Here is a 14,358-nt window from a genome sequence, read left to right on the forward strand (position 1 = left end):
ACATGAGGCTCGCGGAGGTATTCGAGCGCGTCGTGGGCCGCGACGCGCAGGTGAGGTTCCTGGCCTATGACGACAGCGCGGCCGGACCGGCCGACGCTGACGTGACGGTGACCGTCAAGTCGCCGTACGCGATCTCATATCTGACCCACGCCCCCGGTGCGATCGGGCTGGCCCGCGCGTACGTCTCCGGCCATCTGGACGTCACCGGCGACATGTACACGGCGCTGTTCCGGATGCAGTCGGCGATGGGCGAACTGTCCTGGGCGGACAAGCGCACACTGCTGCGCAACATCATCGGCGACCCGCTGCTGCGCGCGGCCGCCCTGAAGCGCCTGGAACCGCCGCCGCAGGAGGTGCGCGTCGAGCGGCTGCCGTTCCTCACGGGGCTGCGCCACTCCAAGCGCCGCGACGCGAAGGCCATCTCCCACCACTACGACGTGTCCAACACCTTCTACGAATGGGTGCTCGGACCGTCGATGGCCTACACCTGCGCGTGCTTCCCTGCCGAGGACGCGACGCTGGAGCAGGCGCAGTTCCACAAGTTCGACCTGGTCGCGCGCAAGCTGGACCTCAAGAAGGGCATGCGGCTGCTCGACGTCGGCTGCGGCTGGGGCGGCATGGTCATGCACGCCGCGCGTGAGTACGGCGTCAAGGGGCTCGGCGTCACGCTGTCCAAGCAGCAGGCCGAGTGGGCGCAGAAGGCGATCGCCGAGGCCGGACTGTCCGAGCTGGCCGAGGTCCGCCACCTGGACTACCGCGACGTGACCGAGACCGGCTTCGACGCGGTCAGCTCGATCGGCCTCACCGAGCACATCGGCAAGGACAACCTGGAGTCCTACTTCTCCTTCCTGTACGGCAAGCTCGAGCCCGGCGGCCGGCTGCTGAACCACTGCATCACCCGGCCCGACGACACCGGCCCGGCGATGAAGAAGGACGGCTTCATCAACCGGTACGTCTTCCCCGACGGCGAGCTGGAGGGACCGGGCCACCTGGTCTCGCGGATGCACGACGCCGGGTTCGAGGTACGCCACGAGGAGAACCTCCGCGAGCACTACGCCAAGACCCTCACCGGCTGGTGCCGCAACCTCGACGACCACTGGGACGAGGCGGTCGCCGAGGTGGGCGAGGGCACGGCACGCGTCTGGCGGCTCTACATGGCCGGCTCGCGGCTCGGGTTCGAGCTGAACTGGATCCAGCTGCACCAGGTGCTGGGCGTGAAGCTGCACGAGGACGGGCGTTCGGGCATGCCGCTGCGCCCGTCGTTCGAGCCGCCCTTCCCGCGCTGACCCCGTCACCGGCCGCCGGTGCCAGCGCACCGGCGGCCGTGGACAGCGCTGTACGGCGCGCCTAACGTCGCGGCCATGACGGTGATCCAGACGGTCGAGGCGAACGGCCTGACGTTCGGGTACCTCGAGGCCGGCCGCGGCCCGCTCGCCCTGTGCCTGCACGGCTTCCCCGACTCCGCCCACACGTGGCGCCATCTGCTGCCCGCGCTGGCGGACGCCGGCTACCACGCGGTGGCGCCGTTCCAGCGCGGCTACGCTCCGACGAGCGTGCCGGCGGACGGCGCGTACCAGACGGGCGCGCTCGCCGCCGACGCGAACGCCCTGCACGAGGCGTTCGGCGGCGGTGCGGACGCCGTGCTCATCGGCCACGACTGGGGCGCGGCGGCGACGTACGCCGCGACCGCGCACGCGCCCTCGCGCTGGCGCCGCGCCGTCGCCATGGCCGTGCCGCCGATCTCCGCCCTCGCCTCGGGTTTCTTCGACTACGACCAGCTCCGGCGCTCGTTCTACATGTTCCTGGTGCAGACACCGCTCGGCGCGCCCGCCGTCGCGGCGAACGACATGGCCTTCCTCGACCGGCTCTGGGCGGACTGGTCGCCCGGCTACGACGCCGCCGAGGACCTGACGCACGTCAAGGCGTGCCTGCGCGAGCCCGCCAACCTCGACGCGGCGATGGGCTACTACGCGGCGATGTTCGACCCGTCCCGGCACGTGGCCGCCTACGCCGCCGAGCAGGAGTCCGCCGGCGCCCGCGGCGACCGGCCGATTCTGTACCTGCACGGCCGCGACGACGGCTGCCTCGCCGCCTCCCTGGCCGGTGACGTCGCGGCGCACCTGCCACCGGGCTCGCGTGCGGAGATCCTGCCCGGGGCAGGACACTTCGTGCACCTGGAGCGGCCCGACGCCGTCAACACGCTCGTCGTTGAGTGGCTGGCCGCATGATCCACGGATGTTCGTGAGGCCCTTGTCCTGACTCGTTCCGGCTTGGCAGGATGAGACCCGAACGTGATTCTAGTTGGGGGAGTTGACCAGGCCGTGACCACAGGCACGCTCGAACCGTCGGAGATCGACCTCACCGACTGGGCCTTCTGGGCCCGCCCGCTGAGCGAGCGGCACGAGGCCTTCCGCGCGCTGCGGCAGCTGCCGCGCCCGGCGTTCTTCCGCGAGCCGGAGCAGTCGATCATGCCGACGGGCCCGGGCTACTACGCGCTGGTGAGGCACGCCGACATCGTGGAGGCCTCCCGCCGCCCGCAGGACTTCTGCTCGGGCAACGGCGCCATCAACATCACGGACATGCCGCCGGATCTCAACGAGTACTTCGGCTCCATGATCAACATGGACGACCCGCGGCACGCCAAGATCCGCCGCATCGTCTCCCGCGCCTTCTCGCCCCGCATGATCCAGCGCTTCGAGGACCAGGTGCAGGCGGTCGCGGACCAGATCATCGAGGAGATCACCGCGAAGGGCTCCGGCGACTTCGTCGCCGACGTGGCCGCGCGGCTCCCGCTCAAGATCATCTGCGACATGATGGGGATCCCCGAGAGCGGTTACAAGACCGTCTTCGACAACTCCAACATCATCCTCGGCGGCGGCGACGCGGAGTTCCTCCCCGAGAACGACGAGGAGTACGCCCTCAAGCTGCTCCAGGCCGGCCAGACGCTGAAGGACCTGGTCGAGGAGCTCGGCCGGCACCGGCGCGAGAACCCCTCCGACGACCTCGTGTCCGCGCTCGTCACCGCCAACATCGACGGCGAGTCACTGACCGACCAGGAGCTCGGCTCCTTCTTCATCCTGCTCGTCGTGGCGGGCAACGAGACGACCCGCAACGCGATCGCGCACGGGCTCAAGCTGTTCACCGTCCACCCCGACCAGCGGGAGCTGCTGCTGGCCGACTTCGAGGCCCGTCTGCCCGGCGCGGTCGAGGAGATCGTCCGCTACGCCTCGCCGGTGATCTGGATGCGCCGTACGGCGACGCGCGACACCGAGCTGAACGGGCAGGAGTTCAAGGCGGGCGACAAGCTCCTGCTCTACTACTGGTCCGGCAACCGCGACGAGTCGGTGTTCGCCGATCCGGACAAGTTCGACATCACCCGCGACCCGAACCCGCACATCGGCTTCGGCGGCCCCGGCCCGCACTTCTGCCTGGGCGCCCACCTGGCCCGGCGCGAGATCGGCGTGATGTTCCGGGAGCTGTTCCGCCACGTGCCGGGCATCCGCTCGACCGCGCCGCCGGACCGCCTGCTGTCGAGCTTCATCAACGGCATCAAGCGCCTGCAGTACGAGCTGTAGAGCCTCAGCGCACCACGTGGAGCGAACGGACCACGTGGTTGATGTCGGGCAGGAGGTTCGGCTGGTTGCTCGGGATCGTGATCTCCACGATCGCGGGCATCCGGCGGCCGGTGTCGACGGCGACGATGACCTCCGTCTGGCCCTTCTGCACCCGGTCGCTCGCCGTGTGGGTCATCCGGAACGCGGTGACCCAGGCGTTGCGGTGGTCGACCGTCATCGCGGCGCCGGCCAGGTCCTTCCGCTGACCGTTGTCGCTGTACAGCTCGTCGACGAACTCCTTGCCGGTGAGCTCGGCGGCGGCGCGCAGCCGCTGCGAACCGGCGACGGCGAGCTTCGGGTCGAGCGGGCCGACGTAGACGGCGGCGTACCAGAAGTGCTTGTAGTCCTTGCGCCTGCTGTTCACCTCCTCGCCGGAGGTGTGGTTCACGCTCAGCCGGGAGGTGAGCCGCGCCCAGGGCGGCCCCAGCAGGGCGTAGGAGATCCCGCTCTGCCGGTCGGTGATCGTCCCGGCCGTGCGTGATCCGGCGCCGGGGAAGGTCGGCAGCGGGCCGGCCGGCGTGCCGGTGGGCCGCCACGTCAACGCGGGCACGCCCGTGGGGTTGGCGGTGACCAGCGGATAGGCCCCGGGGAAGGCGTCCGGGCCGCTGTCGGTGTGGCGATTGAGCAGAAACACGATCGCCGCCGCCACCACTAGGACGAAAGCGGCAGCGGCGGCAATCAGCGTCTTCACGGGTCGTAAGCGTACGGAATTAACGAAGCTCTCGCTTGAGGATCTTCCCGGTCGCGGTCATCGGCAGCTCGTCGCGGAACTCCACGACGCGGGGGTACTTGTAGTTCGCGAGGTTCTCCTTCGCCCACGCGACCAGCGCGTCCTCGCTGACCGTGGCGCCGTGCACCGGGATGACGTACGCCTTGACCTCCTCGCCGTGGGTGTCGTGCGGAACGCCGACGACGGCTGCGAGCGAGACGTCGGGATGCGTCATCAGCACCTCCTCGACCTCCCGCGGATACACGTTGAACCCGCCCCGGATGATCATGTCCTTGGAGCGGTCGATGATGTAGTAGAAGCCGTCCTCGTCGCGCCGGGCGATGTCGCCGGTGCGGAACCAGCCGTCGCGCAGCACCTCGGCGGTGGCCTCCGGACGCCGGAGGTATCCCTTCATCACGCAGTGCCCGCGGACCGCGATCTCACCCGGCCCGTCGCTCACGTCCTTCCACTCGTCATCGACGAGCTTCATCTCCACGCCCCAGATCGGCCGCCCGATCGAGCCCGCGCGGGCCGGGCGGTCGGGCCGGTTGAAGCAGGCGACGGGGGAGGTCTCCGACAGGCCGTACCCCTCCAGGACGTTCACCCCGAAGCGCTCGGCGAATCCCTTCAGGACCTCCAGCGGCAGCGCGGCCCCGCCGCTCGACGCCGTCGAGAGGGACGCGGCGATCCGCTCGATCTCCTCTCGCGTGTGCCCGCCCTCGTGCGTGAGCAGGCCCCAGTACATCGTGGGCACCCCGGCGAAGAACGTGACCTTCTCCGCCAGCATGAGGTCGAGCGCGGCGCCCGCCTCGAAGCGCGCCATCAGCACGACCGTGGCGTGCCGCAGGAAGCCGGTGTTGAGCACCACCGACTGGCCGAACGCGTGGAACAGCGGGAGCGCGGCCAGGAAGACGTCGTCGCCGGCCGTCTCGAACATGCTGTCGCAGACCATGGCGTTGAGCAGCATGTTCTGGTGGGTGAGCTCGGCGCCCTTGGGCCGGCCGGTCGTGCCGCTCGTGTAGAGGATCACCGCCGTGTCGGTGGCGTCGGTCCGCGCGGTCTCGAACTCCTGCGGCTGCCCGGCGAGCGCCGCCCAGATCGACTCGCCGTACGGCACCTCGGTCGCCAGGGGAGTGGCGGGCAGCAGGAAGAAGTGCTCACAGTCCGGCACGTCGCCGAACGCGCCCCAGCCGGCCTCGCCCAGCGGCAGCTCCGGCGTGCCCTCGAAGCAGAACAGCGCCTTCGCCCCGGAGTCCTCCAGGTGGTAGGCGATCTCCCGCCGCTTCAGCAGGACGTTGAGCGGCACGACCACGGCGCCCGCCTTGAGGATCCCGAAGTAGACCATCGGGAAGTACGGCAGGTTGGGGCAGGCGAGCGCCACCTTGTCGCCCGGCCGGACGCCGCGGTCGCGCAGGAGGTTCGCGACCTGGTTCGCCACCTGGTTCACGAACGCGTACGACAGGCGCATGTCGCCGAAGACCAGTGCCTCGTGGTCGGGGTTGTCGCGTGCGGCGTCGTCCAGAACGACCGAGAGGTTGAGCATCGGCGTCTCCTGCTGCGATATCGATGGGAAGGTTCCCATTGATATCGCAGCGGAGCTGTCAGCTGAAGATGACGTCGGCGCAGGAGTAGAAGGCGTTTCCGGTGTCGGCGATGTCCCAGACGGCGAGGATCAGCTGCCGGCCGTGCCGGGCCGGCGGCGTGCCGGTGTGGGTGACCGGGTTCGGCGGCCGCTGACCGCCGTAGTTCACCTGCAGGAACGGCGTGGACTCCAGGGCGGCCCGGGTCAGCGGCTGGGTGGGGTCGTAGGTGGTCTTGGTGATGAAGTAGCGGAACGACGTGGTCGCGTGGATGGCGGTGAAGGTCCACGAGAAGTTGTACGAGGCGCCGCTCGTCATCGACGCGGCCGGCCAGGCGCCGCCGCGCGGGTCGTCGAGCTGGGCGAACTCCGTGTGATTCGCGCTGCAGATGTGACCGTCCGCCGGGCCGGCCTGCGGGAAGCCCTTGGGGCCCTCCACGCTCTGCGGCTCGTACTGGATCGCGCCGCAGTCGGTGACCTGGTGCTGGGCGCAGCGGTAGCTGCGGCTGGGCGGTGAGGTGGTGTAGCCGTGGGCGAACGCGGGGGTGGCGGTGAGCAGGGGGACCGCGACGGCCGCGGCGCCGGCGACGGCCAGGGCGAGCTTTCCGTGCATGTGACCTCCTCGGACGGGAGTCCTGGCGGGGACCCTGTCCGTGAATTTACTGGAAACCTTCCTAAAAGTAAGGTGGCCCGTGAGGGAGGGCGGCGTCACCTCCACGGCGTAAAGCCCGACGGTTCTTGCTTGCGTCTGCGCTAGTCTTGGGATATGTGCTCTCGGCTGCTCCTTAGCCGGCCGCGTTGACGTAACCGATCGGTCGACGCGGCAGCCCCTCCTTGCGCGAGGGGCCTTTCCATGCGGAGAGGCTTTCCAAGGGGCACATTTTCGATGAGCCGAAGCCGTGCGAATCTCAGACGAGGAACGATGACTGGCGCCGACGAGAACTTTGACCCACGGGCGATTCAGGAGAAATGGCAGGCCCGGTGGGAGGAGCTGAAGCCCTTCACCGCGAGCGAGGACCCGGGCGATGAGCGGCCTCGCAAGTACGCGCTGGACATGTTCCCCTACCCCTCCGGCGACCTCCACATGGGTCACGCCGAGGCGTACGCCATCGGCGACGTGAGCGCCCGCTACTGGAACCAGCACGGCTTCAACGTCCTGCACCCCATCGGCTGGGACTCCTTCGGCCTGCCCGCCGAGAACGCCGCGATCAAGCGCGACTCCCACCCGGCGGAATGGACCTACGCCAACATCGACACGCAGGCCGAGTCGTTCCACCGCTACGCGATCTCCTTCGACTGGTCGCGCCGGCTGCACACCTCCGACCCGGAGTACTACCGCTGGAACCAGTGGCTGTTCCTGCGCTTCTACGAGCGCGGCCTGGCCTATCGCCGGGGCGGCCGGGTCAACTGGTGTCCCAACGACCAGACCGTGCTGGCCAACGAGCAGGTCATCGCCGGCCACTGCGAGCGCTGCGGCGCCCTGGTGGAGAAGCGCCTGCTGACCCAGTGGTACTTCAAGATCACTGAGTACGCCGACCGGCTGCTGGCCGACATGGACGGCCTCGACTGGCCCGAGCGCGTGCTGACGATGCAGCGCAACTGGATCGGCCGGTCCGAGGGCGCCGACGTCGCGTTCCAGATCGAGGGCCGCGACGAGCCGGTCACCGTCTACACGACCCGGCCCGACACGCTGTTCGGCGCGACGTTCTTCGTGGTGGCCGCCGACGCGCCGCTGGCCGACGAGATCTGCTCGGCCGGGCAGCGGGCCGAGTTCGAGGCGTACCGCCAGGCGGTGGCGCGCGAGTCGGAGGTCGAGCGGCTGTCCGCCGACCGCGAGAAGACCGGCGTCTTCCTGGGGCGCTACGCGATCAACCCGGTCAACGGCGAGCGCATGCCCGTGTGGGCCTCGGACTACGTCCTGGCGGAGTACGGCCACGGCGCGATCATGGCGGTCCCCGCGCACGACCAGCGCGACCTGGACTTCGCGCTCAAGTTCGACCTGCCGGTGCGGGTCGTCGTGCACACCGGCGAGGCCGACCCGGCCGAGTCCGGCGTCGCGACCCCCGGCGAGGGCGAGCTGGTCAACTCCGGTCCGCTGGACGGCCTGACCAAGGGCGCCGCGATCCCGCGGATCACCGAGATCCTGGAGGAGCGCGGGCTGGGCAAGGCGGCCGTCAACTACCGCCTGCGCGACTGGCTGATCTCCCGGCAGCGCTTCTGGGGCACGCCGATCCCGATCATCCACTGCGAGGCCTGCGGCGAGGTCCCGGTCCCCGACGACCAGCTGCCGGTGCGCCTGCCGGACGACCTGCGCGGCGCCGACCTGGCGCCCCGGGGCGTGTCGCCGCTGGCGGCCGCCGCCGACTGGGTCAACGTCGCGTGCCCCAAGTGCGGCGGCGCGGCCAAGCGCGACACCGACACGATGGACACCTTCGTCGACTCCTCGTGGTACTTCGTGCGCTACTGCTCGCCGGGCTACACCGACGGCCCGTTCGACGTGGAGAAGGCGCGCCGGTGGATGCCGGTCGACCAGTACACCGGCGGTGTCGAGCACGCGATCCTGCACCTGCTGTACAGCCGGTTCTTCACCAAGGTGCTGTACGACATGGGCATGCTGGACTGCGTCGAGCCGTTCACCCGGCTGGTCAACCAGGGCCAGGTGATCCTCAACGGTTCCGCGATGTCCAAGACGACCGGCAACCTGGTCGACCTGGGCGAGCAGATCTCCGAGTACGGCGTCGACGCGGTACGCCTGACGATGATCTTCTCCGGGCCGCCGGAGGACGACATCGACTGGGCCGACGTGTCGCCGTCCGGCGCGGTGAAGTTCCTGGCCCGCGCGCACCGGGTCGCCGCCGACGTGACGTCGGCGCCGGGCGCCGGGCCGGCCTCGGGCGACGTCGAGCTGCGCAAGGTGACCCACCGGACGATCGACGAGGTCACCCGGCTGGTCGAGGCGCATCGCTACAACGTCGCGGTGGCTCGCATGATGGAGCTGACCTCCGCCTCCCGGCGGGTGATCGACTCCGGGGCGGGCCCGGCCGATCCCGCCGTGCGCGAGGCGGCCGAGACGCTGGCGGTGATGCTGTCGCTGGTGGCGCCCTACACCGCGGAGGAGATGTGGGAGCGCCTGGGCCGGGACGGGTCCGTGGCCAAGGCCGGCTGGCCGGCCGCCGAGCCGGCGCTGCTGGTCCAGGAGTCGGTGACCTGCGTGGTCCAGGTGGCGGGCAAGGTCCGCGACCGGCTGGAGGTCTCCCCGGAGATCGGCGAGACGGAGCTGGAGCGGCTGGCGCTGGCCTCGGAGAAGATCCAGGCCGCCCTCGGCGACCGCGGCATCCGCAAGGTCGTCGTCCGCGCCCCCAAGATCGTCAACATCGTCCCGGCGTAGCCCCGCCTCCCGGGCGGGACGAACACCCGCAAAGGCGACACGAAAAGCGGTGAGGGCACCCCACGAGGGGCGCCCTCACCGCGCGCAGTCCGGAGACGCGTCGGTCACATCTTGCGCAGCACCGCGACGACCCGACCGAGGATCGTCGCGTCGTCGCCCGGGATCGGGTCGTACGCCGGGTTGTGCGGCATCAGCCAGACCTTGCCGTCGCGGCGCTTCAGCGTCTTGACGGTGGCCTCGCCGTCGATCATGGCGGCGACGATGTCGCCGTTCTCGGCCACAGGCTGCTGGCGGACGACCACCCAGTCGCCGTCGGCGATCGCGGCCTCGATCATCGAGTCACCGGTGACGTTGAGCAGGAAGTGCGTGCCCTCGCCCACGAGCTGCTTGGGCAGCGCGAAGACGTCCTCCACGGCCTCCTCGGCCAGGATCGGGCCACCGGCCGCGATACGGCCCACGAGAGGCACGTAGGCGGGCGCCGGGCGGGTCGCCGTCTCCTGCCCCGAGGTCGTCTCGTACGACTCCGGCTCGGTGGCCACGGCCGCCGAGCCGGGCATGCGGACCACGACGGCGCGCGGGCGGTTGGGGTCGCGCAGGAGGAAGCCCTTGCGCTGGAGCGCGCGCAGTTGGTGCGACACGCTGGAGGTGCTCGTCAGCCCGACCGACTCGCCGATCTCGCGCATCGACGGAGGGTAACCGCGGCGCTGGACGGAGTCGCGAATCACCTCCAGGACCTTGCGCTGGCGTGCCGTGAGCCCCGACTCGTCGCGGGGGCCGTCGGGCATTTCCCGAACCTTGCTCATATATGTCTCCGCTGGATGACTGCGCTCCGGTGACGCGCTGTCGCCGGTATTTCGTTCCTGTACACGGACGTTAGCGCCTTCCCGCTAAATGATCAAACACCTGTTCGAAGATGTCCTGGAAATTCGTCGGCTCTCGCGGTACAACTCGTACAGATGTTCGATCGAAATCTCTTTCGACTCGGCAGAGGGGAGATCGACATGAGCGAGCGAATCGATGGGCGCGTGAGCCTGGTCACTCCCGAGGGAGGGCTCATGGGCGAGCGTCGGGCTCATCCCGGCACACCTCTCCGGCTCACCCGGCGCGGCCGGGTCGTCGTGGTCTGCGCCGTGGCGCTGGCGCTCCTCGCCGGCTACTGGACGGGGGCGCGGCACGGCGCCCGCGCCACGTCCGGTGGCGAGAGGGGGCCGGCGGTCGCGCGCGAGTCGGTGATCGTGGGGCCGCGCGACACGTTGTGGGGCATCGCCGTACGCGCCCGGCCGGAGGTCGACCCCCGCGTCACGGTCCAGCGCATGATCGACCTCAACGCCCTGTCCACCGCGGTCGTCAATCCGGGCCAGAAGATCTACATCCCCGCGCGCTGACGGGCTCGCCGCTCGCCGCGCCCTCGCGGGGCGGCGGCGCGACACGCCGACGCCGCCGTGACGGCGTCGGCGTCTTCGTGCTCATGTGGCGGACGAGGTTGCGGAGGCCCTCGTGGAGCCGTACGGTAGACCACTACATCTAGTACTTACATGGATGTAGTTCACCACAGGTTGTGGTCACGCAGTGAAGTCGCTGTAATCGAGGACGTAACGCCCGCCGGGGGGAGGGGATGGATCGTGCACTGCCCGTTCTGCCGTAACCCCGACAGCAGGGTGATCGACAGCCGCTCCACCGAAGACGGCGCGGCGATCCGGCGGCGCCGGTCGTGCCCCGAGTGCGGTCGCCGCTTCACGACCCAGGAGACCGTACTCCTGATGGTCGCCAAGCGCAGCGGCGTCACCGAGCCGTTCTCCCGCGACAAGATCATCGCTGGGGTGCGCCGGGCCTGTCAGGGGCGCCCGGTGACGGAGGACGCGCTGGCCAAGCTCGGGCAACGCGTCGAAGAGGCCATCCGGGCGACCGGAAACGCCGAGATGCGTTCGCACGACGTGGGGCTGGCCATCCTCGGGCCGCTGCGTGAGCTGGACGAGGTCGCGTACCTGCGATTCGCCTCCGTCTACCGGGGGTTCGAGTCGATCGACGACTTCGAGAAGGAAATCGAGACTCTTCGCGCGGCGGAACGCGGCCGGTAACACCGGCGCCCCATCGCGTGTTGTACGAGGTAATCCTTGAAATGGGCCGGTTCGGCCTGAGAAGGGGGAGGTCATGACGGAGACCGTGAGCGGCCAGACACGGCGCGGGAGGGGCGGCCGTAAGGGGTTGAAGATGCGCCGCATCTTCACCAAGCCCGGCATTCACCCGTACGACGAGGTCCGGTGGGAGCGCCGCGACGTCGTCATGACCAACTGGCGCGACGGCTCGGTCAACTTCGAGCAGCGCGGCGTGGAGTTCCCCGAGTCCTGGTCGGTCAACGCGGCCAACATCGTCACGTCGAAGTACTTCCGCGGCGCCGTCGGCACGCCGCAGCGTGAGTGGAGCCTGAAGCAGCTGGTCGACCGGGTCGTCGGGGTCTACACCGAGACCGGCCGCAAGCACGGCTACTTCGCGAGCGACGAAGACGCCGAGATCTTCGAGCACGAGCTGACGCACGCGCTGGTCCACCAGGTGTTCAGCTTCAACTCGCCGGTGTGGTTCAACGTGGGCACGCCGTCGCCGCAGCAGGTCAGCGCCTGTTTCATCCTGTCGGTGGACGACACGATGGAGTCGATCCTCGACTGGTACAAGGAGGAGGGTGTGATCTTCAAGGGCGGTTCGGGCTCGGGTGTCAACCTCTCCCGCATCCGGTCCAGCAAAGAACTGCTCTCCTCCGGCGGCACGGCCAGCGGCCCGGTCTCGTTCATGCGCGGCGCCGACGCGTCGGCGGGCACGATCAAGTCCGGTGGCGCCACCCGGCGGGCCGCCAAGATGGTCGTGCTCGACGTCGACCACCCCGACGTCGAGGAGTTCATCGAGACGAAGGCGCGGGAAGAGGACAAGATCCGCGCGCTCCGCGACGCCGGCTATGACATGGACCTCGGCGGCAAGGACATCGTCAGCGTTCAGTACCAGAACGCCAACAACTCCGTGCGCGTGAGCGACGAGTTCATGCGCGCCGTCGAGTCCCAGTCCTCCTTCGGGCTGCGCGGCCGCCTGACCGGCGAGGTGATCGACACCGTCGACGCGAAGGGCCTCTTCCGCAAGATCGCCAAGGCGGCCTGGGAGTGCGCCGACCCCGGCATCCAGTACGACGACACGATCAACGACTGGCACACGAACCCCGAGTCGGGCCGGATCACGGCGAGCAACCCGTGCTCGGAGTACATGAGCCTGGACAACTCCTCCTGCAACCTCGCCAGCCTCAACCTGCTCAAGTTCCTGCGCGACGACAACACCTTCGACGTCGACGCCTTCGTCAAGGTCGCCGAGCTGGTCATCACGGCGATGGACATCTCCATCACCTTCGCCGACTTCCCGACCGAGAAGATCGGTGAGACCACGCGGGCGTACCGCCAGCTCGGCATCGGCTACGCCAACCTCGGCGCGCTGCTGATGGCGACCGGCCACGCGTACGACTCCGAGGGCGGCCGCTCGCTCGCCGCGGCGATCACCTCGCTGATGACCGGCGTCGCCTACCGCCGCTCCGCCGAGATGGCCGGTGTCGTCGACCCGTACGACGGCTACGCGCGCAACGCCGAGGCCCACAAGCGGGTCATGCGCAAGCACGCCGCGGCCAACGACCAGATCCGCACCCTCGACGCGATCGACAAGGCCATCCACGCCGAGGCGACCCGGCAGTGGCAGGAGTGCCTCAAGGTCGGCGAGAGGAACGGCTACCGCAACGCCCAGGCCTCGCTGCTGGCGCCGACCGGCACGATCGGCCTGATGATGGACTGCGACACGACGGGCATCGAGCCCGACCTCGCGCTGGTGAAGTTCAAGAAGCTCGTCGGCGGCGGGTCGATGCAGATCGTGAACAACACCGTGCCGCGGGCGCTGAAGAAGCTCGGCTACCAGCCGGAGCAGATCGAGGCGATCGTGGAGTACATCGCCGAGCACGGTCACGTCGTCGACGCCCCGGGCCTGCGGCCGGAGCACTACGAGGTGTTCGACTGCGCGATGGGCGAGCGCGCGATCAGCCCGATGGGCCACGTCCGGATGATGGCCGCCACCCAGCCGTTCCTGTCCGGCGCCATCAGCAAGACGGTCAACGTCCCCGAGAGCGCGACGATCGAGGACATCGAGGAGGTCTACCTCCAGGGCTGGAAGCTCGGCCTCAAGGCGCTCGCGATCTACCGCGACAACTGCAAGGTCGGCCAGCCGCTGTCCGTGGCGAAGAAGAAGACCGAGGACAAGGCGGAGCCCGCCGCGGCCCCGGTCGAGGTCGGCCCGGTGCGCACGCGGCTGCCCAAGCGGCGCCCGGCCACGGTGACGCGCTTCTCCGTCGGCGGCGCCGAGGGCTACATGACCGCCTCGACGTACCCGGACAACGGCCTCGGCGAGGTGTTCCTCAAGCTCGGCAAGCAGGGCTCGACCCTGGCCGGCGTCATGGACGCCTTCTCCATGGCGATCTCCATCAGCCTCCAGTACGGCGTGCCGCTGGAGACCTGGGTGGACAAGTTCACCAACATGCGGTTCGAGCCTGCGGGCATGACCGACGACCCGGACATCCGCATGGCGAACTCCATGATGGACTACATCTTCCGCCGTCTCGCCCTCGACCACCTGCCGTACGAGACGCGGGCCGAGCTGGGCATCTTCTCGGCCGAGGAGCGCGCCGCCCAGGCGGCCGGCCAGGACCCGGCGAGCCTGCACACCGAGGATGACGTCGACCAGGAGACGCTGGCCCAGTCGGTCCCGGTCGAGCGCCCGAAGCAGGAGAACTCCGCCCCGGCCGTCGCCGAGGCCCACTCCTCGACGGAGCTGATCGAGAGCCACCAGGGCCGCACCGCCGACGCCCCGCTGTGCCTCACGTGCGGCACGAAGATGCGCCCTGCGGGCAGCTGCTACGTCTGCGAGGGCTGCGGCTCCACCAGCGGCTGCAGCTGACAACGGGCGCTGCTCAGCGCGAATGGCAGGTCAGGAGGGGGAGTCGATGTCCATCGGCTCCCCCTCCTGCGTGAGTGGTGGGTGTGCGGAGGTCGTG

General features: G+C 69.6%; 11 protein-coding genes. 7 read left to right on the plus strand and 4 right to left on the minus strand.

The window, feature by feature from the left end; genetic code table 11:
• Positions 1 to 2 precede the first annotated feature (2 nt).
• From QSK37_RS30355 to QSK37_RS30365, 3 genes are all read left to right on the plus strand, one after another.
• Entirely contained in the window at positions 3 to 1,286 is a 1,284-nt protein-coding gene (locus tag QSK37_RS30355) for a class I SAM-dependent methyltransferase (RefSeq protein ID WP_285627949.1), read from the plus strand.
• A 75-nt stretch (positions 1,287 to 1,361) separates the two neighbouring features.
• The gene (locus QSK37_RS30360; RefSeq protein WP_285627951.1) at positions 1,362 to 2,228 is read left to right on the plus strand and encodes an alpha/beta fold hydrolase; all 867 of its coding nucleotides are present in this window, start codon (positions 1,362 to 1,364) and stop codon (positions 2,226 to 2,228) included.
• A 93-nt stretch (positions 2,229 to 2,321) separates the two neighbouring features.
• On the plus strand, positions 2,322 to 3,575 hold the full coding sequence (locus QSK37_RS30365) for a cytochrome P450 (protein WP_285627954.1): 1,254 nt from the start codon (positions 2,322 to 2,324) through the stop codon (positions 3,573 to 3,575).
• Positions 3,576 to 3,579: 4 nt separating this feature from the next.
• Here the strand turns inward: QSK37_RS30365 and QSK37_RS30370 are convergent, their stop codons facing one another.
• Genes QSK37_RS30370 through QSK37_RS30380 form a run of 3 tightly spaced genes read right to left on the minus strand, consistent with a single transcriptional unit; the run spans position 3,580 to position 6,515 of the window.
• The gene (locus QSK37_RS30370) at positions 3,580 to 4,305 is read right to left on the minus strand and encodes a hypothetical protein (protein WP_285627957.1); all 726 of its coding nucleotides are present in this window, start codon (positions 4,303 to 4,305) and stop codon (positions 3,580 to 3,582) included.
• A gap of 19 nt (positions 4,306 to 4,324) precedes the next feature.
• Complete coding sequence (locus tag QSK37_RS30375; RefSeq protein WP_285627960.1) at positions 4,325 to 5,866, minus strand: long-chain-fatty-acid--CoA ligase; 1,542 nt, start codon at positions 5,864 to 5,866, stop codon at positions 4,325 to 4,327.
• Positions 5,867 to 5,924: 58 nt separating this feature from the next.
• Positions 5,925 to 6,515 (minus strand): lytic polysaccharide monooxygenase auxiliary activity family 9 protein, encoded by a 591-nt coding sequence (locus QSK37_RS30380; RefSeq protein WP_285627962.1) that lies wholly within the window; start codon positions 6,513 to 6,515, stop codon positions 5,925 to 5,927.
• Positions 6,516 to 6,824: 309 nt separating this feature from the next.
• Between QSK37_RS30380 and leuS the strand changes: the two genes are divergently transcribed.
• Entirely contained in the window at positions 6,825 to 9,290 is a 2,466-nt protein-coding gene (leuS, locus tag QSK37_RS30385) for a leucine--tRNA ligase (protein WP_285627964.1), read from the plus strand.
• A 104-nt stretch (positions 9,291 to 9,394) separates the two neighbouring features.
• Here leuS and lexA read toward each other — a convergent pair whose 3' ends face one another.
• Positions 9,395 to 10,093: a transcriptional repressor LexA gene (lexA, locus tag QSK37_RS30390; RefSeq protein ID WP_285580305.1), complete on the minus strand. Its 699-nt coding sequence runs from the start codon at positions 10,091 to 10,093 to the stop codon at positions 9,395 to 9,397.
• A 198-nt stretch (positions 10,094 to 10,291) separates the two neighbouring features.
• Here lexA and QSK37_RS30395 point away from each other — a divergent pair, with 198 nt between their 5' ends.
• The 3 genes from QSK37_RS30395 (at position 10,292) to QSK37_RS30405 (ending at position 14,261) form a co-directional block, all read left to right on the plus strand.
• Positions 10,292 to 10,675, plus strand: a complete 384-nt coding sequence (locus QSK37_RS30395; RefSeq protein ID WP_285627967.1) for a LysM peptidoglycan-binding domain-containing protein — start codon at positions 10,292 to 10,294, stop codon at positions 10,673 to 10,675.
• Positions 10,676 to 10,912: 237 nt separating this feature from the next.
• On the plus strand, positions 10,913 to 11,368 hold the full coding sequence (nrdR, locus tag QSK37_RS30400; protein WP_285627969.1) for a transcriptional regulator NrdR: 456 nt from the start codon (positions 10,913 to 10,915) through the stop codon (positions 11,366 to 11,368).
• 73 nt (positions 11,369 to 11,441) lie between these two features.
• Complete coding sequence (locus tag QSK37_RS30405) at positions 11,442 to 14,261, plus strand: vitamin B12-dependent ribonucleotide reductase (protein WP_285627972.1); 2,820 nt, start codon at positions 11,442 to 11,444, stop codon at positions 14,259 to 14,261.
• Positions 14,262 to 14,358: the final 97 nt, after the last annotated feature.

Origin of the sequence: Actinoallomurus iriomotensis, from assembly GCF_030269445.1 — a bacterium.
GTDB lineage: Bacteria > Actinomycetota > Actinomycetes > Streptosporangiales > Streptosporangiaceae > Actinoallomurus > Actinoallomurus iriomotensis.

Bases quoted from the DNA above. Each gene is read 5' to 3' on its own strand.
- QSK37_RS30355 (WP_285627949.1), top strand. From the start codon at position 3: ATGAGGCTCGCGGAGGTATTCGAGCGCGTCGTGGGCCGCGACGCGCAG.
- QSK37_RS30360 (WP_285627951.1), top strand. From the start codon at position 1,362: ATGACGGTGATCCAGACGGTCGAGGCGAACGGCCTGACGTTCGGGTAC.
- QSK37_RS30375 (WP_285627960.1), bottom strand. From the start codon at position 5,866: ATGCTCAACCTCTCGGTCGTTCTGGACGACGCCGCACGCGACAACCCC.
- QSK37_RS30380 (WP_285627962.1), bottom strand. From the start codon at position 6,515: ATGCACGGAAAGCTCGCCCTGGCCGTCGCCGGCGCCGCGGCCGTCGCG.
- leuS (WP_285627964.1), top strand. From the start codon at position 6,825: ATGACTGGCGCCGACGAGAACTTTGACCCACGGGCGATTCAGGAGAAA.
- lexA (WP_285580305.1), bottom strand. From the start codon at position 10,093: ATGAGCAAGGTTCGGGAAATGCCCGACGGCCCCCGCGACGAGTCGGGG.
- QSK37_RS30395 (WP_285627967.1), top strand. From the start codon at position 10,292: ATGAGCGAGCGAATCGATGGGCGCGTGAGCCTGGTCACTCCCGAGGGA.
- QSK37_RS30405 (WP_285627972.1), top strand. From the start codon at position 11,442: ATGACGGAGACCGTGAGCGGCCAGACACGGCGCGGGAGGGGCGGCCGT.